Origin of the sequence: Paracoccus albicereus, assembly GCF_024359525.1 — a bacterium.
Classification (GTDB): domain Bacteria; phylum Pseudomonadota; class Alphaproteobacteria; order Rhodobacterales; family Rhodobacteraceae; genus Paracoccus; species Paracoccus albicereus.
Genome location: NZ_JAKZEU010000009.1, coordinates 1 through 21,623 on the forward strand (window position 1 = coordinate 1; position 21,623 = coordinate 21,623).

Sequence of the window (21,623 nt, forward strand, 5' to 3'; positions counted from 1 at the left end):
GTCGTAGGCGCGGAAGTCGCCGAAATACTTCGTGATCGCAGCCGTCAGCGTCGTCTTGCCGTGGTCAACGTGACCGATCGTCCCGATGTTCACATGCGGCTTCGTGCGTTCGAATTTTGCCTTTGCCATGTTTGGCTCCTCAAAAGCTTATGTCAGGGGTGCGGGCGGGCGGCAGCGCCCGCCCCGCGCAATCAGGCGTATTTCTTCTGGATCTCGTCCGAGATGTTCTGCGGCACGGCGTCGTAATGGTCGAACTGCATCGTGAACACTGCGCGGCCCGAAGACATCGAACGCAGGTTGTTGATGTAGCCGAACATGTTGGCCAGCGGCACGAAAGCGTCGATGACGTTCGCGTTGCCCCGGCTGTCCTGCCCCCGAACCATGCCGCGACGGCTGGTCAGGTCACCGATGATCGAACCCGTGTATTCCTCGGGCGTGACGACCTCGACGCGCATGATCGGTTCCAGCAGCTTCGCGCCGGCCTTGCGCAGACCTTCACGCATTGCGGCACGCGACGCGATCTCGAACGCGAGAACCGAGGAGTCGACGTCGTGGAACGCACCGTCGGTCAGCGCGACCTTGAAGTCGATGACCGGGAAGCCTGCCAGCGGACCGGAATCCATGACCGACTTGATGCCCTTCTCGACGCCCGGGATGTATTCCTTCGGCACCGCACCACCGACGATCTTGCTTTCGAACGAATAGCCCTCGCCCGGTTCGGTCGGGGTGATCGTCAGCTTCACGCGCGCGAACTGGCCGGTACCACCGGTCTGCTTCTTGTGCGTGTAGTCGATGTCGGCCTGAGTCGAGATCGTTTCACGATAAGCCACCTGTGGCGCACCGATGTTGGCTTCGACCTTGAACTCGCGCTTCATGCGATCGACGAGAATGTCGAGGTGAAGTTCGCCCATCCCCTTCATGATCGTCTGCCCCGATTCCATGTCGGTCTCGACGCGGAACGAGGGGTCTTCGGCTGCCAGGCGCTGAAGGGCGAGGCCCATCTTTTCCTGGTCGGCTTTCGACTTCGGCTCCACGGCGATCTCGATCACCGGTTCGGGGAAGGTCATGGTTTCCAGAACCACCGCCTTGTTCGGGTCGCACAGCGTGTCACCCGTGGTGGTTTCCTTCAGCCCCGCCAGCGCGATGATGTCGCCTGCATAGGCGTTCTCGATTTCCTCGCGGTTGTTCGAGTGCATCAGCATCATGCGGCCGACGCGCTCGCGCTTGCCCTTGGTCGAGTTCATCATCTGGTCGCCCTTGCCGATCACGCCGGAATAGATCCGGGTGAAGGTCAGCGAACCGACGAAGGGGTCGTTCATGATCTTGAACGCCAGCGCCGAGAAGGGCGCAGAATCGTCGGCGGGACGCTCGATGTTGCGCTCTTCGTTTTCGTCGTCGGGGCTGAAGCCCTTCAGGACGGGAACGTCAATCGGCGCGGGCAGGAAGTCGATGACCGCGTTCAGCAGCGGCTGGACACCCTTGTTCTTAAACGCCGAGCCGGCCATGACCGGGAAGAACGACAGCGACAGCGTGCCCTTGCGGATCAGCTTGCGCAGGGTCGCCTCGTCGGGCTCGTTGCCCTCGAGGTACTGTTCCATCGCATCATCGTCCTGCTCGACGGCAAGCTCGATCATGTTCGAACGCCATTCGTCCGCCTGCGCCTGAAGATCGGCCCGGATCGGTTGACGGGTCCAGGACGCGCCCAGATCCTCGCCGCGCCAAGTCCATTCTTCCATCTTGATCAGGTCGATGATGCCTTCCAGCTTGTCCTCAGCGCCGATCGGCAGTGCGATCGGGCAAGGTTGGCCGCCGGTGCGATCCTTGATCATCTTGACGCAGTTGAAGTAGTCCGCGCCGATCTTGTCCATCTTGTTGACGAAGACGATCCGCGGGACCTTGTAGCGGTCGGCCTGACGCCACACCGTTTCGGTCTGCGGCTCGACGCCGGCGTTGGCGTCCAGCAGGCAGATCGCGCCATCAAGCACAGCCAGCGAACGTTCGACTTCGATGGTGAAGTCGACGTGGCCCGGGGTGTCGATGATGTTGAAGCGGTACTTGGTGTCGGACGTACCCTCGGTGGTCGGATCTTCCTGACGCTGCCAGAAAGTGGTCGTCGCGGCCGAGGTGATGGTGATGCCGCGCTCGGCTTCCTGTTCCATCCAGTCCATGGTGGCGGCGCCATCATGGACTTCGCCGATCTTGTGCGACTTGCCGGTGTAATAGAGGATGCGTTCCGTCGTGGTGGTCTTGCCGGCGTCGATGTGAGCCATGATGCCGAAGTTGCGGTAACGCTGAATCGGATAATCGCGTGCCATGGGTGATCCTTCCGTTTACCAGCGGTAGTGGCTGAACGCCTTGTTGGCGTCGGCCATCTTGTGCGTGTCTTCGCGCTTCTTCACGGCGGTGCCGCGGCCCTGGACCGCATCGGCCAGTTCACCCGCAAGGCGCTCTTCCATCGTGTTCTCGTTGCGCGCCTTGGCAGCAGTGATGAGCCAGCGGATCGCCAGCGCCTCACGGCGGGTCGGGCGGACCTCGACGGGGACCTGATAGGTCGCACCACCAACGCGGCGCGAACGGACCTCGACGGAGGGTTTCACATTGTCCAGCGCTTCGTGGAAGACCTCGACGGGGGCGCGCTTCAGGCGGCCCTCGACGCGCTCCAGCGCGTTGTAGACGATGCGTTCGGCGACGGACTTCTTGCCGTCAACCATCAGGTTGTTCATGAATTTGGTCAGCACGCGATCGCCATATTTGGCGTCGGGCAGGACTTCGCGCTTCTCAGCGGCGTGACGACGGGACATCTGTGTCTCTCCTTACTTCGGACGCTTCGCGCCGTATTTCGAACGACGCTGGCGACGATCCTTGACGCCCTGGGTATCCAGCACACCGCGCAGGATGTGGTAACGGACACCCGGAAGGTCTTTCACACGACCGCCACGGATCAGCACGACGCTGTGTTCCTGCAGGTTGTGCTTTTCGCCCGGGATGTAGGAGATGACCTCGAAACCATTCGTCAGGCGCACCTTGGCAACCTTCCGCATGGCCGAGTTCGGCTTCTTCGGCGTCGTGGTGTAGACGCGCGTGCAGACGCCGCGCTTCTGCGGGCATCCTTGCAGGTGCTGGGACTTGCTCCGCTGCACCTTGGGCTGCCGCGGCTTGCGGATCAGCTGTTGAATCGTCGGCATTCGGTTCCCCGTCTTGCTCGTGTCAATACTCGCACCCGCCCGGGTGCACTGCTTCTCGACGGCATCTAGCGCCCATCGCGAAATGCCAAACCGCACCCGACCCCTTGACGGGGGAGGACGCGGCAATCTGTCCAGAAGATCGGGGCAGATCCTGCCCGGATCGTGACCAACCAGGTCTGGCATCCGGCAGGCGGACCCGCCGGGTGACGGGCGTATATGGGGAATCGGATGGGCTGTCAACAGCGCCCCCGGCGCCTCTCTGCGTCAGCCGAAGCGGTGCGCGCCCTCTTCCAGTCGGGTAATCTCGATACGAAAACGATCCAGCAGGATCGCCGAAACTTCGGTCTGGGGCATCGACCACGGAAAGCCGGGACCGGTATCGCCGGAATCGCTGTCGCCATGGATCAGCCGCAGAAACATCAGCGGCGATCCGATCGAGACCCCGGGCATCCACAGCCCGATCTTCCAGTGCTCATAATGCAGCGCGGTCCGCTGGACGTTCGGCGGCAGGAAGATCGTCTGAGCCACGCCCATGTTGTAGCACATCCGTGGCTGGACGCGCAGATCGCCCTTCGCGACCTGCGCCATCACTCCCCGCATGTGATCGAGGCAAAGGATGCCGTGGCGCTTCCAGACCCCATGGGCGTCGCCAAAGTCAGCCTTGGCGCGAGCGATGAAGTCCACCGCTACGGCATCGTCGTCGTCGTGGCGGAAGTGGCCGACGACATCGGCGCTGGCATCGATATGCGGCGCGACCGCCGCCATGCAGGCCGGCAGATGACGCTCCATCGGCGGGACCAAGGACACGCGCAACTGCGCCACCTGCGCTGCCAGCTCGTGCAGCCGGTCCAGCCATGGCTGCGGCAGGTCGGGCCCGGTCATGACCACCAAGGTGAAATCGGGATCGGTTTGTGCAAGCCAGGCCGGCAGCATCACGTGCTGGAACCAGAACCAGCGCCGTTCCAACCGGTCAGGGTCGTAGAGAAATGCACGCCGCTCCTCGAACGAGGCATGGTCCTTCTGAAATCCCCGCAGACCAAGATAGGAAAAGCGGCATAGACCCAGCATCTGGATCCGCATCAAAGCTTGCCTCGCGCAGCGAGCCGCCTCTCGCGCCAGATCGAATAGACGCCAGCCGCCACGACCAGGCCGGATCCGGTCCACGTCCAAAGGTCTGGCCATTCACCGAAGACGATCAGTCCAAGGATGATCGCCGCAACCAGCGAGGTATAGCGGAACGGCGCGACGGCACCGATCTCGCCCACCCGCATGGACGACACCGCCGTGACATAGCCCACCGTTAGGAAGCACGCGCCCAGCATCAACAGCAGCACCTGCGCCACGGTCGGCATCACCCACCCGTCGGGCAGGCTGAGAACGAAGCCGGTCAGGGTCACGAAGAATGCGGCGTAGAATGCAATCGTTTCTGAACTGACATGGCGACCGAAACGCCGCGTTGACAGATCGCGCAACGCAACCATGAGCATCGCGGCCAGCGCGACCAAGGACCAGATTCCGAACGTGCCGCTGCCCGGCCGCAGGATCATCAGGACGCCCATCAACCCGACCAGAACCGCCAGTGTGCGCCGCCAGCCCATGCGCTCGCCGAAGAAGATCGAGGCGCCCAGCATCACCGTCAGCGGCAACGCCTGCATCACCGCCGACAGGTCCCCGATCGCCATATGCGTCAACGCGCTGAGAAACAGGACGGTCGACGCGACTTCGCCGATCAACCTCAGGATCATTGGTCCGCGGGCGGCGGAATCGATCCGCAAGCGCAGACCGCCCGCACGCTGAGCGACAAGAGCGACCCCGATCAGAACGAACAGCCCGCGCAGCGTCACGGCCTGGAACAGCGGCATCTCGCGCGCGACGAACTTGATGATCGTGTCGTTGCAGGCAAACACGACCATCGACAGGGTCATCAACGTGGCCCCGCGCAGATTGTCGCCCGGCGCGACCGATGCGGGCGGCAGCGAGGCAGGCTTGACCCGGCGGCTGGCAGAGATGAGGGGTGTGCGCATCCGGCCGGCTCAGAACGCGCGATACGGTTGAAAGCAGGGCCGGGCGGTGCGCACGTTCACCAAAGCGACCAGCCGCTCAGCCCGAAACTCGTCTTGAAAAGATCGAGAAACTCGACCAGCGGGATGAAGGACAAAAACACCATCGCATCGAACAGGTTGCGACGCAGCGGTCCGGTTCGGAACACCGCTTCGGGTGGCGTGTAGAACAGGCTCGGGTTGGGTATGAAGAAGGGCACGCGCGCGGCATAGGCCCGGTACTCGGCCCCGAACTCAGCTTCCAGATAACGCGCTTCGCGCAGCGCAGTGATGTAGAGGACCAACCCGACCGCCCCGCCAACCAGCAGCGCAAAGCCGAATGCGCCCATCATCAGCCCGATGCCAAAGGCGGCGACCGTCGATGCGACATAAAGTGGGTTGCGCGTTACCGAATATGGCCCATCCACGGTCAACCGCGCGTTTTTCTGACCACCGACGTAAAGGATCGACCAGAATCGACCCAGCACTCCAGCGATCAGGATCAGGGCGCCCGCCGCTTCGATGATCTCGTGTCCAAGTGAATCGAACGCCATGTGCGGCTTGATCAGGATCAGCACAGGCAGCATGGCCAGAAAGCCGAGGCGCAAAATGGCGATGCGCGTTTGTTGATTGACGGCCTCGACCATGGTCGCGCTCCGACAGGTGGTTTCCTGACCGGGCTAGACCTGCCCGCGTGAGGCGTCAAGGCCGATGCGAGGCTTGGAAACGGGCCGAAACGCAAAGGGCCCGGCGCGATGCCGGGCCCTTTCCATCCGTTCTGTGCGAGGATCACTCCTCGGTCGAGACCTCTTCGTTCGAGGTCGTGATTTCGACCTCTTCGGGCTCGGGCGCGGCCAGCGCCGCAGCGGCTTCCGCCTCTGCCTTGCGGGCTTCGATCACGACGTTGTCGCGATCGGTTGCGATCCGCTTGACGCGCGAGGTGGCGCCACCGGTCCCGGCCGGGATCAGACGGCCGACGATGACGTTCTCCTTCAGGCCGACCAGCTTGTCGCGCTTGCCCTGAACGGCAGCCTCGGTCAGCACGCGGGTCGTTTCCTGGAACGATGCGGCCGAAATGAAGCTGCGGGTTTGCAGCGACGCCTTGGTGATGCCCAGCAGGACCGGCTCACCCGACGCGGGCTTGCCACCTTTGGCCTCGATCTTGGCGTTCTCCTCATCGAACTCGTCACGATCAACGTGCTCGCCCTTCAGCAGCGTGGTGTCGCCGCTGTCGAGGATCTCGATCTTCTGCAGCATCTGCCGCACGATCACCTCGATGTGCTTGTCGTTGATCTTAACGCCTTGCAGGCGATAGACGTCCTGCACTTCGTCGATCAAGTAGTCGGCCAGCGCCTCGATCCCCATGATCCGAAGGATATCGTGCGGAGCCGGGTTGCCGTCCATGATGTAGTCACCCTTCTGCACGAAGTCGCCTTCCTGCACCGGGATGTGCTTGCCTTTCGGCACCATGTACTCGACGGGTTCGTGCCCCTCTTCCGACGGCTCGATCGCGATGCGGCGCTTGTTCTTGTAGTCCTTGCCAAAGCGCACATAGCCATCGATCTCGGCGATGATCGCGTGATCCTTGGGACGACGAGCCTCGAACAGTTCCGCCACGCGAGGAAGACCCCCGGTGATGTCCTTGGTCTTCGCACCTTCGCGCGGGATCCGCGCCACCACGTCGCCGGCCTTGATTTCCTGCCCATCTTCGACCGAAAGAATCGCGTCGACCGACATCGGATAGGTGACCGGGTTGCCCTGATCGTTGCGAACCGGCTCGCCATCTTCGCCGACGATGATGATTTCCGGCTTCAGATCATTGCCTTTGGGCGCCGAACGCCAGTCGGTCACGATCTTCTGCGTCATCCCTGTCGCGTCGTCGGTCTCGTCACGGACAGAGATGCCGCCCAGCAGATCGACGTATTTCGCGACACCGGCCTTCTCGGCGATGATCGGCAAAGTGTAGGGGTCCCATTCGTAAAGCTTGGCACCGCGGATGACCCGCTCGCCTTCCTTCACGAACAGCTTGCTGCCGTAGAACAGTTTATGGCTGGCGCGCTCCTGCCCCTGATCATCCATGATGATCAGCTGCATGTTGCGCGACATCACGACCTGTTCGCCGTTGGCGTTGGTCAGCACGTTCTCGTTGCGGAACTGCACGGTGCCTTCCTGCGCCGCCGCCTGGAACGATTGCTGGCCACCCTGCGCGATACCGCCGATGTGGAAGGTCCGCATCGTCAACTGCGTGCCGGGCTCACCAATCGACTGGGCCGCGATGATACCCACCGCTTCGCCGATGTTGACCAGCGTGCCCCGTGCCAGATCGCGACCGTAGCACAGCGCGCAAACGCCGTCTTCGGCCTCGCAGGTCAACGCCGAGCGAATGCGAACGGACTGAATGCCCGCCGCCTCGATCTCGTCGGCCTTGCGCTCGTCGATCAGCTCACCGCCGCGGACAACGATCTCATCGCCACCCGGGACCAGCACGTCCTCGGCCGCGACGCGACCCAGAACACGCTCTGACAAGGGCGAAATCACCTCACCGTCATTGACGGCAGCCGAGGCGGTGATGGCACGGTCGGTGCCGCAATCATGCTCGCGCACGATGCAGTCCTGCGCCACGTCCACCAGTCGACGGGTGAGATAGCCCGAGTTCGCGGTCTTCAACGCGGTGTCCGACAGACCCTTCCGGGCGCCGTGGGTCGAGTTGAAGTATTCAAGAACGGTCAGACCTTCCTTGAAGTTCGAGATGATCGGCGTCTCGATGATCTCGCCCGACGGTTTGGCCATCAGGCCGCGCATCCCGCCAAGCTGTTTCATCTGGTTGACCGAACCCCGCGCACCGGAATGAGCCATCATGTAGACGCTGTTCGGTTCGGCTTCGGCGCCGTTATCGTCCTTCTTGGCCGACGAGATCGTCTTCATCATGGCGTCGGTCACACGGTCGTTGCACTTCGACCATGCGTCGACGACCTTGTTGTACTTCTCGCCCTGGGTGATGAGACCGTCCAGATACTGCTGTTCGAACTCTTTCACCTGATCCTGGACCTCGCCCACGATGTCCCACTTGTTGTCGGGGATCACCATGTCGTTCTTGCCAAAGCTGATGCCGGCCTTGAACGCCTCGCGGAAGCCCAGACCCATGATCTGGTCGCAGAAGATGACCGATTCCTTCTGACCGCAGTAGCGGTAGACGGTGTCGATGACGGTCTGCACGTCCTTCTTGCGCAGAAGCTTGTTGACCAGCTCGAACGGAGCCTTGGCGTTCAGCGGCAGCAGCGCGCCAAGCCGCAGGCGGCCGGGCGTGGTTTCGAAGCGCTGCATCACCTCGTTGCCGTTCTCGTCGATCTGCTTCAGGCGCGCGGTTATCTTGGCGTGCAGATGCAACGCGCCCGAGGCCATCGCGTGCTCGACCTCCTCGATGTTGGAGAAGACCATGCCCTCGCCGGGCATGCCTTCGCGCATCATCGAGACGTAATAAAGGCCCAGAACCATGTCCTGCGACGGCACGATGATCGGGCTGCCGTTTGCGGGCGACAGGACGTTGTTGGTCGACATCATCAGGACGCGCGCTTCCAGCTGGGCTTCCAGCGAAAGCGGAACGTGCACGGCCATCTGGTCGCCGTCGAAGTCGGCGTTGAAGGCCGAGCAGACCAGCGGGTGAAGCTGGATCGCCTTGCCTTCGATCAGGATTGGCTCGAACGCCTGGATGCCAAGACGGTGCAGCGTGGGCGCACGGTTCAGGAGGACCGGGTGCTCGCGGATCACCTCGTCGAGGATGTCCCAGACCTCGGGACGCTCTTTCTCGACCAGCTTCTTCGCCTGCTTGACGGTGGACGACAGACCCTTCGCCTCAAGCCGCGAATAGATGAACGGCTTGAACAGCTCCAAGGCCATCTTCTTGGGCAGGCCGCACTGGTGCAGCTTCAGCTCGGGGCCGGTCACGATGACCGAGCGGCCCGAGAAGTCGACGCGCTTGCCCAGAAGGTTCTGGCGGAAGCGGCCCTGCTTGCCCTTCAGCATGTCGGACAGCGACTTCAGCGGGCGACGGTTGTTGCCGGTGATGACGCGGCCGCGACGGCCGTTGTCGAACAGAGCATCGACCGATTCCTGCAGCATCCGCTTTTCGTTGCGAACGATGATGTCGGGCGCACGAAGCTCGATCAGACGCTTCAGACGGTTATTGCGGTTGATGACGCGACGATAGAGGTCGTTCAGGTCGGACGTCGCGAACCGGCCGCCGTCCAGTGGGACCAGCGGGCGCAGTTCTGGCGGGATGACCGGAATGACCGTCAGCACCATCCATTCCGGACGGTTTCCCGATTCCAGGAAGCTTTCGACGATCTTCAGCCGCTTGATGATCTTCTTCGGTTTCAGTTCACCGGTGGCTTCCTTCAACTCCTCGCGAAGCGTCTCGGCGGTGGTCGCCAGATCGATGTTCGACAGCATCGCCCGGATCGCTTCGGCACCGATATCGGCGGTAAAGGCGTCCGCGCCGAACTGGTCCTGCGCGTCCATGAACTCTTCCTCGGTCATCAACTGACCGTAGGTAAGGTCCGTCAGACCGGGCTCGATCACGACGCAATTCTCGAAGTAGAGAATCCGCTCCAGATCGCGCAGCGTCATGTCCAGCATCAGGCCGATGCGGGACGGCAGCGATTTCAGGAACCAGATATGAGCGACGGGCGCTGCCAGTTCGATATGGCCCATCCGCTCACGACGGACCTTCTGCAGCGTCACTTCGACGCCGCATTTCTCGCAGACGAGGCCGCGATACTTCATCCGCTTGTACTTGCCGCACAGGCATTCGTAGTCCTTGATCGGACCGAAGATGCGCGCGCAGAACAGGCCGTCACGTTCCGGCTTGAACGTGCGGTAGTTGATGGTTTCTGGTTTCTTCACCTCGCCGAACGACCAGGCGAGGATTTCCTCGGGGCTGGCGAGCGAGATCTTGATTTCGTCGAACTGCCGCGGCGCAGCCAGCGGGTTCAGCGGATTGGTGGCGAGTTCCTGGTTCATTGCTAATTCCTAATGAAGGGCACGAGGGAAGGTGAGGAGGGCCTGCGCCCTCACTCCTCTTCCTCCGCATCCAGGAGTTCCATGTTGAGGCCCAGACCCCGGACCTCCTTGACCAGCACGTTGAAGCTTTCCGGGACACCGGCCTCGAAGTTGTCCTCGCCCTTGACGATGGACTCGTAGACCTTGGTGCGGCCGGCGACGTCGTCCGACTTGACCGTCAGCATCTCCTGCAGGGTGTAGGCGGCGCCGTAGGCTTCAAGCGCCCAGACCTCCATCTCACCCAGACGCTGACCACCGAACTGCGCCTTACCGCCCAGCGGCTGCTGGGTGACGAGGCTGTAGGGCCCGGTCGAGCGTGCGTGCATCTTGTCGTCGACAAGGTGATGCAGCTTCAGGATGTACTTCATGCCCACGGTGACCGGACGCGCGAACTGCTCGCCCGTGCGGCCATCGAAGACCACCGACTGGCCCGACGTATCGAAGCCCGCGCGCATCAGCGCGTCGTCGACGTCCGCTTCCTTGGCACCGTCGAAGACCGGCGTCGCGATCGGAACGCCGTGGCGGACCGCCTCGGCATGCTCGACCAACTGGTCGTCATCCATACCATCGAAACTGTCGGCGTAGATGTCGTCGCCGTAGCCGATCTTCATCGCCTCGCGGACTGGCTTCATGTCGCCCTTGCGCCGGTATTCCTCCAGCGCCTCGTCGATCTTGATGCCCAGACCGCGCGACGCCCAGCCCATATGGGTTTCAAGGATTTGGCCGACGTTCATCCGCGACGGCACGCCCAGCGGGTTCAACACGATATCGACGGGGGTGCCGTCCTTCAGGAACGGCATGTCCTCCATCGGAACGACCTTGGACACGACGCCCTTGTTGCCGTGACGGCCAGCCATCTTGTCACCGGCCTGAAGCTTGCGCTTCACCGCCACGAAGACCTTGACCATCTTCATGACGCCCGGCGGCAGGTCGTCGCCCTGACGGACCTTCTCGACCTTATCCTCGAAACGGGCTTCCAGCGCTTTCTTCTGGTTATCGTATTGCTGGTTCAGCGCCTCGACTTCCTTGGCGGTGTCTTCCTCGCCCACGGCCAGCTGCCACCATTGACCACGGCTCAGCGTGCCCAGCAGCTCGTCGTTAATCTCGGACCCGGCCTTGACGCCTTTGGGACCCTTCACCGCCTTCTTGCCCGAAATCAGCGTCTTCAGCCGGGCATAGATGTTGCGGTCCAGGATCGCCTGCTCGTCGTCGCGGTCGCGCGCCAGGCGCTCGACTTCCTCGCGTTCGATCTGCAGGGCGCGCTCGTCCTTGTCGACGCCATGGCGGTTGAACACCCGGACCTCGACGATCGTGCCGTAGGCACCCGGCGGCAGACGCAGCGAGGTGTCGCGCACGTCGGACGCCTTTTCACCGAAGATGGCGCGCAGAAGTTTTTCTTCCGGCGTCATCGGGCTTTCGCCCTTGGGGGTGATCTTGCCCACCAGGATATCGCCCGGTCCGCATTCGGCGCCGATGTAGACGATGCCGGCTTCATCCAGATTGCGCAGGGCTTCCTCGCCCACGTTCGGGATGTCGCGGGTGATCTCTTCCGGCCCAAGTTTGGTGTCGCGCGCCGCCACTTCGTATTCGTCGATATGAATCGAGGTGAAGACGTCGTCGCGGTGGATCCGCTCGGAGATCAGGATCGAGTCCTCGTAGTTGTACCCGTTCCAAGGCATGAACGCGACGACCACGTTGCGGCCGATCGCCAGTTCACCCTGGTCGGTCGAAGGACCGTCCGCGATGACCTGACCCTTGGACACCTTGTCGCCCACCTTGACGATGGGACGCTGGTTGATGGTCGAGGACTGGTTCGAGCGCTTGAACTTGCGCAGACGGTAGATATCGACGCCGGCATCGCCCGCGCCCATGTCTTCCGTGGCCCGCACAACGATCCGCTGCGCATCGACCTGGTCGATGACGCCACCACGGCGCGCCATGATCGAGGCGCCGGAATCGCGGGCAACGATCGCCTCCATCCCGGTGCCGACAAACGGTGCCTCGGCCCGCAGAAGCGGAACCGCCTGACGCTGCATGTTGGAACCCATCAGCGCGCGGTTGGCGTCGTCATTTTCCAGGAACGGGATCAGCGCCGCGGCGACCGAGACCAGCTGTTTGGGCGACACGTCGATCAGATCGACGGCATCGACCGGGTTCAGCATGAAGTCACCCGCCTGACGGGTCGAGATCAGCTCGTCGACAAAGTTGCCCTTGTCATCCAGCGTCGCGTTGGCCTGCGCCACGGTGTGACGCATTTCCTCAGTCGCGGACATGTAGACCACGTCATCGGTGACGCGACCGTCCTCGACCTTGCGATACGGGGTCTCGATGAAGCCGTACTTATTGACCCGCGCGAAGGTCGCGAGGCTGTTGATCAGGCCGATGTTCTGACCTTCCGGCGTCTCGATCGGGCACATCCGGCCGTAATGGGTCGGGTGAACGTCGCGCACTTCGAAGCCCGCACGCTCGCGCGTCAGACCGCCCGGCCCAAGGGCCGACAGGCGACGCTTGTGCGTCACTTCGGACAGCGGGTTGGTCTGGTCCATGAACTGTGACAGCTGCGACGAGCCGAAGAATTCACGCACCGCCGCCGCTGCGGGTTTCGCGTTGATCAGGTCCTGCGGCATGACGGTGTCGATCTCGACACCCGACATGCGCTCGCGGATTGCACGTTCCATGCGCAGCAAACCGACGCGGTACTGATTTTCCATCAGTTCACCGACCGAGCGCACCCGGCGGTTGCCGAGGTGGTCGATGTCGTCGATCTCGCCCTTGCCGTCGCGCAGTTCGACCAGACCGCGGACACAGGCCACGATATCCTCGGGGCGCAGCGTCCGCTGGGTGTCCGGCGCATCCAGATCCAGGCGCATGTTCATCTTGACCCGGCCGACGGCCGAAAGGTCATAGCGCTCGCTGTCGAAGAACAGGCTTTCGAACAGGGTCGAGGCAGCCTCGACCGTGGGCGGCTCACCGGGGCGCATCACGCGATAGATGTCCATCAGCGCGCCGTCGCGGTTCATGTTCTTGTCGGCCGCCATCGTGTTGCGGATGTAGGGGCCGACGTTGACATGATCGATGTCGAGCACCGGGATGTCAGTGATGTCGTTGTCCAGCAGCGACTTCAGCAGACCGCCCGAAAGCTGGCCTTCCTTGTCGTATTCCGCCGTGATCTCCTCGCCGGCTTCGGCGTAGATCAGACCGGTCTCGCCGTTCACGATGTCACGGGCGACGAAGCGGCCGACGATGCGTTCGAACGGAACCAGCAGGTTCACCTGCTCGCCCTTGTCCATCAGCTGCTTGACCAGGCGCGGCGTGACTTTCTCGCCGGCCTTGGTGATGACTTCGCCCGTATCGGCATTGATGAGGTCATAAGACGGCCGGGTGCCACGCACGCGTTCCGGGAAGAACTTCGTGACCCAGGCCCGGTCCGAGCCCTTGCTCTTCTTCGACATCGTGTAGTCCACGGTGTCGTAGAACGCGTCCATGATCGCGTCCTGATCCATGCCGAGCGCATAGAGCAGGGTCGTCACCGGAAGCTTCCGGCGACGGTCGATCCGCGCGAAAACCAGATCCTTGGCGTCGAATTCAAAATCCAGCCACGAGCCGCGATAGGGGATGATCCGACATGCGAACAGCAGCTTGCCCGAGCTGTGCGTCTTGCCGCGGTCGTGGTCGAAGAACACCCCGGGGCTGCGGTGCATCTGGCTGACGACGACACGCTCGGTCCCGTTGACGATGAAGGTGCCGTTCGGCGTCATCAGGGGCATGTCGCCCATGTAGACGTCTTGCTCCTTGATGTCCTTCACCGACTTCGCGCCGGTATTTTCATCGACATCGAACACGATCAGACGCAGCGTGACCTTCAGCGGCGCCGAGTAGGTCATGTCGCGCTGCTGGCACTCGTCGACGTCGTATTTCGGCTTCTCCAGCTCGTACTTCACGAATTCGAGCGTGGCAGTCTCATTGAAGTCCTTGATCGGAAAAACCGACTGGAAGACACCCTGGATGCCTTCGCCATCCGTGTGCTGGGGCTGGTCGCCCGAGCTCAGGAACAGGTCGTACGAGGATTTCTGAACCTCGATGAGGTTCGGCATCTCCAGAACTTCGCGGATATTGCCGTAATAGCGCCGGATGCGCTTCTGGCCGACATAAGCTTGCGCCATGGGGTCTTGCACCTTTCGTCATCGCGCGCGGTCCAGGTCGGGGCCCCTGGACTGCGGGCTGCGAATGCAGGGGTGAGGTTCCATTCGTGCCGCACGTCCCACCGCGCGGCTCCCGAACCTCGAACATGCCCTGAAGGGTGGTCTGGCGGGTCTGCCGCGACAGACCACCCTTCAAGACAGGTTCGGCAGGGACCGGGAAATCCCGGACCCTGCCCTTTCTCACACGACCATCCGGCCGATTACTTCAGTTCGACCTTGGCGCCAGCCGCTTCGAGCTTCTTCTTCAGCTCTTCAGCTTCGTCCTTGGCAGCGCCTTCCTTGACCTTGCCACCGGCTTCCACCAGGTCCTTGGCTTCTTTCAGGCCCAGACCGGTGATCGCGCGGACTTCCTTGATCACGTTGATCTTGTTGGCGCCGGCTTCGGTCAGGACGACGTCGAATTCGGTCTTTTCTTCAGCCGCTTCGGCGCCAGCACCGGCAGCCGGACCAGCCATCATCACCGCGCCGCCGGCGGCGGGCTCGATGCCGTATTCATCCTTGAGGATGGTTTTCAGTTCCTGGGCTTCCAGCAGGGTCAGGCCCACGATTTCTTCGGCGAGTTTTTTCAGATCAGCCATTGTTCCGTTCTCTCATAAAGGTGTTCCAACGTCGGGCTTCAAGTCCACGACGGGATTGGGTTGCCTCAGGCAGCCTCGCGCTCTTCCAGAGTGCTGAGGATGCCCGCGATGTTCGAAGCAGGTGCGCCGATCGCACCGGCGATGTTCGCAGCCGGGGCACCGATGCAACCCACGATCGAAGCGATAAGCTCTTCACGCGAGGGCATGGCGGCCACGGATTTGACACCGGCCGGATCCAGCGCCGTGTCACCCATTGCCCCGCCGAGGATCACGAATTTCTCGTTGTCCTTGGCATAGGCCTCGGCGACCTTGGCAGCAGCCACGGGGTCTTCCGAGTAGGTCAGCACGGTCATGCCTGTCAGGTAGTCGCCGATGCTTGCGCAGGGCTTTCCTTCCAGGGCGATCTTCGCAAGCCTGTTCTTGGCAACGCGCACGGCACCACCCTCGGCGCGCATCCGCGCGCGAAGGTCCTGCATCTGCGCAACCGTCATCCCTTCGTAGTGGGCAACCACCACGACGCCAGAGCTCTCAAAGATCTGGCCGAGTTCCTCGACCACCTGTTCTTTTTGCGCTCTATCCACGGTTTCACTCCAAGTTGGGGGAAAGCTCCCCCGGCTCACTTCCGTCACCGGCATCTTGGCCGCCGGCAACACTTTCAGTCCGCTTGAAGGATCCAGATGACGAGCAACGGCGCATGGCCCCTGATCTGACGTAATTCTGGCCCCATCTCAGGAAGGACTTATTGGCTTTGGACCAGCCCTCCATCTCGGACAGAGAATGACACCCGAAACGAATCGCTTCAGGCGCCAAGGGCTTCGACATAAAGGAACGCGAAGCAGGTTGAAAGAGCCGATATTGCCTATGGCGACAGTCCAAGCCTCTCGGCGTTCCGACGTGAATGCGCTGGCATGGCGACGTCGGGATTGTCGCGAAAACGATCAAGCAGCCTCGGTGCCGAGTCACGTTCGCCCATGCGTAGAAGCAGGGCGAGAAGATTGCCTCCGACATGCGACGACATACGAATTTCCAAGCTGCGTTCGAAATGGGAGCGGGCCATTTCCGGCTCGGAATCCCTGAGAAGACGACCTTTCTGAAAGTGCCAGATCGAGTCATTCTCGGTGTCACGCTGGATCGGATGCACGTCGTCGTCAACGATGGCGGTTTTGACGAAGGCCTTCAACTGACCTGATGCTCGTAGAACCTGCAGGACAGTGTGGCCGGCGAATTCAAGTGGCACTAGCCGCGCATCGGGATAGGCCGGCAGCACCATTTCCTCAATGAGCTTCTTGTCCGATTTCACCAGCGGGTCAAAGATGATGATAGGATTGTGCGGTGATAGAGGGCCTTCCGCAATGTCGCCATGCAGAATGGGCACTTGATGCACCACGCGCCCCAAGGGCGGCCATGCTGGGAGCATAGGAGATGCCGCAAGCATACGAGCACCAATGGCGCCTGCGTAATAGATCGCAGCATATCCCCCAAGGCTCGAACCGTAGCAGACCACATCGCGCCCTTCCGTCGCAGGAAGGACCGCATCTGCAAAGGCCTCGAGAGAAAGCCCTTGATATTGCGACCCGTGGCGCTGCGCCACGTATATGGTGTCCCATCCCTGCTGCAGCGACCAGCTTGTCCTGAACCCGTGCGGCTTGCAATTGGACGGCTGGCCGCCGAACGTCACGACCAAGGGACTGTCTCGCCGCAATCCATCGTCGCAAGGCGCTCGGTGCAACGTGATCAGATAATCTTCCGATCCGGCAAGGCATTGACCGCTCATTGGGCGAAGTTCCCTTCGTCTCATGTTGGTTGTTCAGGATAGCATCAGGTTAACCGCCCTTGCAGTCAAATGGGGGTAAAGCGGTGCGAAGCTTAGAAAAGACTGCAGCTTAGCCATAATCAAAAGAAAAAGCCCCAAGCGTCTCCGCTTGAGGCCATCGTTACATCAGTTGCAGGCCGATCAGGCCGAGCCGGTCGCCGATCCGACATCCACCGAGACGCCCGGACCCATGGTCGAGCTGATCGAGACTTTCTTCATGTAGGTCCCTTTCGCGCCCGACGGCTTGGCGCGATTCACCGCCTCGACGAAGGCACGCAGGTTTTCAGCCAGCTTGTCGGCGTCAAAGCTTGCCTTGCCGATGCCGGCATGGACAACGCCGGCCTTCTCGGCCTTGAACTGGACTTCACCGCCCTTGGCAGCCTTCACGGCCTGAGCGACGTCCATGGTGACCGTTCCGACCTTCGGGTTCGGCATCAGGTTGCGCGGACCCAGAACTTTGCCCAGACGGCCGACGAGCGGCATCATGTCCGGGGTGGCGATGCAGCGATCGAAATCGATCTTGCCGCCCTGGATCGTCTCCATCAGGTCTTCGGCACCAACGATGTCAGCTCCGGCTTCCTTGGCTTCGTCGGCCTTCGGACCACGCGCGAACACGGCGACGCGAACGTCCTTGCCGGTGCCTGCGGGTAGCGTCACAACGCCGCGGACCATCTGGTCCGCGTGGCGCGGGTTCACGCCCAGATTCATTGCGATCTCGACGGTCTCGTCGAATTTCGCGCTGGCGTTGTCCTTGACCAGCTTGACGGCGTCCTCGACCGTCAGGTTGGACTTGCCCTCGAAGGCGGCGCGGGCCGCGGCTTTTTTCTTCGCGATCTTGGCCATGATTACCCCCGAACCTCGATGCCGATCGACTTGGCCGAACCAACGATAATCTTCATCGCTTCATCGACGTCGTTCGCGCTCAGATCCTTCATCTTCGCTTCGGCGATCTCGCGCACCTGCTTGACGGTGACGAAACCTGCGGTCGCACGGCCGGGCTTTTCCGAACCCTTGGCGCGGTTGCGCTTGCCCACCGGTTTGAGACCGGCAGCCTTTTTCAGCAGGAAGGACGCTGGGGGCGTCTTGGTCTCGAAGGTGAATGACTTGTCGGCGTAATAGGTGATCACCACGGGGACGGGCGCGCCCTGTTCCATTTCCTGCGTGCGGGCGTTGAATGCCTTGCAGAATTCCATGATGTTGATCCCGCGCTGACCCAGTGCGGGGCCGACGGGGGGCGACGGGTTCGCCTGACCCGCCTTGATCTGCAGCTTGAGGCTGCCAACAACTTTCTTGGCCATCTGGCCTTCTCCTTATCATCGGGCCTGTCAGGGCCGATTTAGCGGTCCGGCGCAGCCTTCAAGGACTGCAACCTCCCGCGACCAATCACGCGGTCTTGGCGACCTGCGTGAATTCCAGTTCGACCGGCGTCGGCCGGCCGAAAATCGAGACAGTGACCTTGATCCGCGACGAGATCTCGTCGACCTCTTCGACCATGCCCGAGAAACCCTCGAACGGACCGTCGGTCACGTTGACCTTCTCGCCCACATCGAAGCGGATCAGGTTGCGCGGTGCTGCAACCTCACCGTCGCCGGTGCGGTGCAGCATGAGATTCACCTCGTCGTCGCGCATCGGCTGAGGCTTGCCCTGCGCGCCGAGGAATCCGGTGACGCGGTTGATCGAGTTCACCAGGTGATAAGTCTTGTCGGACATGTCCATGTGGACCAGCACGTAACCCGGCATGAAGCGCCGTTCAGACGTCACCTTCTTGCCGCGACGGATCTCGATCACCTCTTCGGTGGGGACCAGAACTTCGTCGATCTCATCCTCCAGGCCCTTTTCGGCCACGGATTGACGGATCGCCTCGGCGACCTTCTTTTCAAAGTTGGACAGGACGCTGACCGAATACCAACGTTTTGCCATCTGTCGATCGATCCCTGTTTCGCGACGGGACACATCGCACAAGGCGCATCGTCATCCCGTTGAATTCCAATGGTTCCGGCCAAAGTGAAATCGGCGCGCAATCCGAATCGTTGCACGCCGCTGACCGGGAAGTCGGGGCGACATACCGCCGCACCCACACGATTGCAAGGCCCCGAGGGCCGCCCGGCCTAGCCGCCGATTGCCTGAAGGCCGAAGGTCATGCCAGTGCGGATGGCCAGATCGACGAGGAAGAAGAACACGCTTGCCAGCGCCGAAAGCACGAAGACCATTATCGTCGTCGTCACCACCTCGCGCCGGGTCGGCCAGGTGATCTTGGCGACTTCGGCACGGACCTGACCGAAGAACTGGACGGGGTTGGTTGCCACGGGCGGTATCCTCTTGCTGCAGCGGCCCAGATAACGCCTGGACCGTCGCACTTCAAGCCTTGGTTCCATCCAGCGCTACAGGATGCGTCGGCCCGCATCACCCAGACGTGAGCGGACATGGTCCATTAACTGACCTAGGGTCACCCTGTCGTGAACGCCTCCGCGGCTCAACGTCAAAGTTCAATTGGAGAGTGACATGTTTTCGAAAACCCGCATTGCGGGAATGATACCGTTCGTCTTCGCAGTCGCCCTGATCGGCGGTGAAGCCTCTGCCGCGGTGGTCGGTTTCAGCCCGTCGATCGACCTGAGAAACCAAGATTACACCGTCGGTCTGGACGACTCGACATCCTACACGTTCAGCAATTCAGGCGAAGGCGGATCTTTCGGCTTCGGCTTGGCTGCGGTCGAGACGACGGGAAATGCCATGGTTGGCAGCACGTTTGGAAGCCCGTCAGTGTATTTCACCGACCCGTCGCGTGCGCCGTTCGTCGATGACAACCTGTTCACAACCTACCGATCCTATGATGACCCGGCGACGATCAGGCTTTCGGAGCGGGACAGCTTCATCGCCTTGCGGTTCATGCTGCAGGACGGCGTGCATTTCGGCTTCGCACGCCTTGCCGGGCTGACCCTGTTCGACTTCGCCTATGAGACCGAGGCCGGCAAAGGGATCCAAGCTGGGCCTGGGCCGTTCACCTCGCCTGCACCGGTCCCGCTTCCGGCCGGCTTTCCGCTGCTGATCGCGGCTTTGGGTGGGCTGGGACTGGTCCGCCACAAGCGCAAGGCTGCGTAGGATCTCGCGTCGAAAGCTTACGGAAAGGCCCGCGTTCCGGCGCGGGCCTTTTCATCTGGATCAAATGGAATTTGGCAAAGCGTGCAACGCCTTCATTCGAAGCATGCAGCCTACGCCAGCGATATGAATTGCGGGAAGGACCTGGCAGGGGTTGGGGGACTCGAACCCACGACCCTCGGTTTTGGAGACCGATGCTCTACCAACTGAGCTAAACCCCTGAGGTCGGCGCCCCTGATAGGGTTTGCGCGAAGGGCCGTCAAGCTGCGCAAGCGACGGTAGCTGCTTTCTTGACCCGCCTGCGTCAGGGTCCCGCTTTACTCGTGACGTGCGGACCGCAACCTGCAATCGGTCGAACTCGCGTCACGACTCCGCTATGCGATGAAGACGCCCGACCCGGCCGAGGAGGATCGTTATGCCTGACGTCTACATCTGCGATTATATCCGCACGCCCATCGGGCGGTACGGCGGGGTGCTGTCTTCCGTACGTCCGGACGATCTGGGCGCCGTTCCGCTGCGCGCGCTTCTGGATCGCAATTTTGGTCTCGACCCCGCCGCCGTGGACGAGGTGATCCTCGGCTGTGCCAACCAGGCGGGTGAGGACAACCGCAACGTCGCACGTATGTCGCTGCTGCTGGCAGGCTATCCCGAGACCGTGCCGGGTGTGACGCTGAACCGCCTGTGTGGATCCGGGATGGATGCTGTCATCAGCGCATTTCGCGCCATCGCGACCGGTGAGGCACAGTTGATCGTCGCGGGCGGGGTCGAATCGATGTCGCGCGCGCCCTTCGTGATGCCGAAAGCCGATGCCGCCTTTGGCCGCACCGCCGAGATCCATGACACGACCATCGGCTGGCGCTTCGTCAATCCGGCGATCGAACAGGCCTACGGCATCGATTCCATGCCGCAGACTGGCCAGAAAGTCGCCGACGAATTCGGCGTCTCTCGCGAAGCGCAGGACACGATGGCGCTGGCGAGCCAGCGGAAGGCGGCAGCCGCGCAAAACAGCGGACGGCTCGCACGCGAGATCACGGCCGTCAGCGTCCCACAGCGCAAGGGCGATCCTATTGTGGTGGACCGCGACGAACATCCGCGAGAAACGACGGCCGACGCGCTGGCCAAGCTGCGGCCGCTGTTTCCGAACGGCTCAGTCACGGCCGGGAACGCCTCGGGCGTGAACGACGGCGCGGCGGCGCTGATCCTCGCCACGCTCGAGGCAGCGCAAAAGCATGGCCTGACGCCCATCGCGAAGGTGCTGGGCGGCGCCACGGCTGGCGTCGCGCCGCGCGTGATGGGCATCGGCCCGGTGCCGGCCTCCCGCAAACTTATGGCGCGTCTTGGCCTGTCGCAGCAGGACTTCGCGGTGATCGAGCTGAACGAGGCCTTCGCGGCCCAAGGTCTTGCGGCCCTGCGCGAACTCGGGATCGCCGACGACGATACGCGGGTGAACCCGAATGGAGGGGCGATTGCACTTGGACACCCGCTCGGCATGTCGGGTGCGCGCATTACTGGAACGGCGGCGCTGGAACTGAAGGCTGGTCAGAAGGCACTCGCCACCATGTGCATCGGCGTCGGCCAGGGGATCGCCATCGCTCTGGAAGGCGTGGAAGGGTGAAAAAGACGATGCCGCATCGGGGCCAGCCGACCGACCG

18 protein-coding genes and 1 tRNA gene are annotated in these 21,623 nt (G+C 62.2%); 2 read left to right on the forward strand and 17 right to left on the reverse strand.

Going from position 1 to position 21,623, the window contains the following annotated elements:
* The 16 genes from MLD63_RS17225 to secE form a co-directional block, all read right to left on the reverse strand.
* On the reverse strand, positions 1–129 hold a 129-nt coding region (locus tag MLD63_RS17225), incomplete at its 3' end, for a GTP-binding protein (protein ID WP_255331191.1).
* Between the two features lie 62 nt (positions 130–191).
* On the reverse strand, positions 192–2,315 hold the full coding sequence (fusA, locus tag MLD63_RS17230; RefSeq protein ID WP_255331150.1) for an elongation factor G: 2,124 nt from the start codon (positions 2,313–2,315) through the stop codon (positions 192–194).
* 15 nt (positions 2,316–2,330) lie between these two features.
* Positions 2,331–2,801: a 30S ribosomal protein S7 gene (rpsG, locus tag MLD63_RS17235; RefSeq protein ID WP_255331151.1), complete on the reverse strand. Its 471-nt coding sequence runs from the start codon at positions 2,799–2,801 to the stop codon at positions 2,331–2,333.
* 12 nt (positions 2,802–2,813) lie between these two features.
* Positions 2,814–3,185 (reverse strand): 30S ribosomal protein S12, encoded by a 372-nt coding sequence (gene rpsL, locus MLD63_RS17240; protein ID WP_022705687.1) that lies wholly within the window; start codon positions 3,183–3,185, stop codon positions 2,814–2,816.
* A 264-nt stretch (positions 3,186–3,449) separates the two neighbouring features.
* The gene (locus tag MLD63_RS17245; protein ID WP_255331152.1) at positions 3,450–4,265 is read right to left on the reverse strand and encodes a glycosyltransferase; all 816 of its coding nucleotides are present in this window, start codon (positions 4,263–4,265) and stop codon (positions 3,450–3,452) included.
* Positions 4,265–5,209, reverse strand: coding sequence for a DMT family transporter (locus MLD63_RS17250; RefSeq protein WP_255331153.1), 945 nt, complete (start codon positions 5,207–5,209; stop codon positions 4,265–4,267). The genes MLD63_RS17245 and MLD63_RS17250 overlap by 1 nt, the downstream gene beginning before the upstream one ends.
* A gap of 56 nt (positions 5,210–5,265) precedes the next feature.
* Complete coding sequence (locus MLD63_RS17255; RefSeq protein ID WP_255331154.1) at positions 5,266–5,871, reverse strand: methyltransferase family protein; 606 nt, start codon at positions 5,869–5,871, stop codon at positions 5,266–5,268.
* Between the two features lie 142 nt (positions 5,872–6,013).
* On the reverse strand, positions 6,014–10,243 hold the full coding sequence (gene rpoC, locus MLD63_RS17260) for a DNA-directed RNA polymerase subunit beta' (protein WP_255331155.1): 4,230 nt from the start codon (positions 10,241–10,243) through the stop codon (positions 6,014–6,016).
* A 50-nt stretch (positions 10,244–10,293) separates the two neighbouring features.
* Positions 10,294–14,445: a DNA-directed RNA polymerase subunit beta gene (gene rpoB, locus MLD63_RS17265; RefSeq protein ID WP_255331156.1), complete on the reverse strand. Its 4,152-nt coding sequence runs from the start codon at positions 14,443–14,445 to the stop codon at positions 10,294–10,296.
* A 239-nt stretch (positions 14,446–14,684) separates the two neighbouring features.
* Complete coding sequence (gene rplL / locus MLD63_RS17270) at positions 14,685–15,062, reverse strand: 50S ribosomal protein L7/L12 (protein ID WP_255331157.1); 378 nt, start codon at positions 15,060–15,062, stop codon at positions 14,685–14,687.
* A gap of 65 nt (positions 15,063–15,127) precedes the next feature.
* Positions 15,128–15,643, reverse strand: coding sequence for a 50S ribosomal protein L10 (rplJ, locus tag MLD63_RS17275; RefSeq protein WP_255331192.1), 516 nt, complete (start codon positions 15,641–15,643; stop codon positions 15,128–15,130).
* 278 nt (positions 15,644–15,921) lie between these two features.
* The gene (locus MLD63_RS17280; RefSeq protein ID WP_255331158.1) at positions 15,922–16,836 is read right to left on the reverse strand and encodes a hypothetical protein; all 915 of its coding nucleotides are present in this window, start codon (positions 16,834–16,836) and stop codon (positions 15,922–15,924) included.
* Between the two features lie 180 nt (positions 16,837–17,016).
* A complete protein-coding gene (rplA, locus tag MLD63_RS17285) occupies positions 17,017–17,718 on the reverse strand; it encodes a 50S ribosomal protein L1 (RefSeq protein WP_255331159.1) in 702 nt (233 codons plus the stop codon).
* 2 nt (positions 17,719–17,720) lie between these two features.
* A complete protein-coding gene (gene rplK, locus MLD63_RS17290) occupies positions 17,721–18,173 on the reverse strand; it encodes a 50S ribosomal protein L11 (protein WP_255331160.1) in 453 nt (150 codons plus the stop codon).
* An 85-nt stretch (positions 18,174–18,258) separates the two neighbouring features.
* Positions 18,259–18,795: a transcription termination/antitermination protein NusG gene (nusG, locus tag MLD63_RS17295; RefSeq protein ID WP_255331161.1), complete on the reverse strand. Its 537-nt coding sequence runs from the start codon at positions 18,793–18,795 to the stop codon at positions 18,259–18,261.
* A gap of 188 nt (positions 18,796–18,983) precedes the next feature.
* Entirely contained in the window at positions 18,984–19,181 is a 198-nt protein-coding gene (gene secE, locus MLD63_RS17300; protein ID WP_255331162.1) for a preprotein translocase subunit SecE, read from the reverse strand.
* A gap of 196 nt (positions 19,182–19,377) precedes the next feature.
* Here secE and MLD63_RS17305 point away from each other — a divergent pair, with 196 nt between their 5' ends.
* Entirely contained in the window at positions 19,378–19,974 is a 597-nt protein-coding gene (locus MLD63_RS17305; protein WP_255331163.1) for a VPLPA-CTERM sorting domain-containing protein, read from the forward strand.
* A gap of 142 nt (positions 19,975–20,116) precedes the next feature.
* Here the strand turns inward: MLD63_RS17305 and MLD63_RS17310 are convergent.
* Positions 20,117–20,192, reverse strand: a tRNA-Trp gene (locus MLD63_RS17310).
* Positions 20,193–20,386: 194 nt separating this feature from the next.
* Between MLD63_RS17310 and pcaF the strand changes: the two genes are divergently transcribed.
* On the forward strand, positions 20,387–21,586 hold the full coding sequence (gene pcaF, locus MLD63_RS17315) for a 3-oxoadipyl-CoA thiolase (RefSeq protein ID WP_255331164.1): 1,200 nt from the start codon (positions 20,387–20,389) through the stop codon (positions 21,584–21,586).
* Positions 21,587–21,623: the final 37 nt, after the last annotated feature.

Bases quoted from the DNA above. Each gene is read 5' to 3' on its own strand.
- fusA (WP_255331150.1), bottom strand. From the start codon at position 2,315: ATGGCACGCGATTATCCGATTCAGCGTTACCGCAACTTCGGCATCATG.
- rpsG (WP_255331151.1), bottom strand. From the start codon at position 2,801: ATGTCCCGTCGTCACGCCGCTGAGAAGCGCGAAGTCCTGCCCGACGCC.
- rpsL (WP_022705687.1), bottom strand. From the start codon at position 3,185: ATGCCGACGATTCAACAGCTGATCCGCAAGCCGCGGCAGCCCAAGGTG.
- MLD63_RS17245 (WP_255331152.1), bottom strand. From the start codon at position 4,265: ATGCGGATCCAGATGCTGGGTCTATGCCGCTTTTCCTATCTTGGTCTG.
- MLD63_RS17250 (WP_255331153.1), bottom strand. From the start codon at position 5,209: ATGCGCACACCCCTCATCTCTGCCAGCCGCCGGGTCAAGCCTGCCTCG.
- MLD63_RS17255 (WP_255331154.1), bottom strand. From the start codon at position 5,871: ATGGTCGAGGCCGTCAATCAACAAACGCGCATCGCCATTTTGCGCCTC.
- rpoC (WP_255331155.1), bottom strand. From the start codon at position 10,243: ATGAACCAGGAACTCGCCACCAATCCGCTGAACCCGCTGGCTGCGCCG.
- rpoB (WP_255331156.1), bottom strand. From the start codon at position 14,445: ATGGCGCAAGCTTATGTCGGCCAGAAGCGCATCCGGCGCTATTACGGC.
- rplL (WP_255331157.1), bottom strand. From the start codon at position 15,062: ATGGCTGATCTGAAAAAACTCGCCGAAGAAATCGTGGGCCTGACCCTG.
- MLD63_RS17280 (WP_255331158.1), bottom strand. From the start codon at position 16,836: ATGAGCGGTCAATGCCTTGCCGGATCGGAAGATTATCTGATCACGTTG.
- rplA (WP_255331159.1), bottom strand. From the start codon at position 17,718: ATGGCCAAGATCGCGAAGAAAAAAGCCGCGGCCCGCGCCGCCTTCGAG.
- rplK (WP_255331160.1), bottom strand. From the start codon at position 18,173: ATGGCCAAGAAAGTTGTTGGCAGCCTCAAGCTGCAGATCAAGGCGGGT.
- nusG (WP_255331161.1), bottom strand. From the start codon at position 18,795: ATGGCAAAACGTTGGTATTCGGTCAGCGTCCTGTCCAACTTTGAAAAG.
- MLD63_RS17305 (WP_255331163.1), top strand. From the start codon at position 19,378: ATGTTTTCGAAAACCCGCATTGCGGGAATGATACCGTTCGTCTTCGCA.
- pcaF (WP_255331164.1), top strand. From the start codon at position 20,387: ATGCCTGACGTCTACATCTGCGATTATATCCGCACGCCCATCGGGCGG.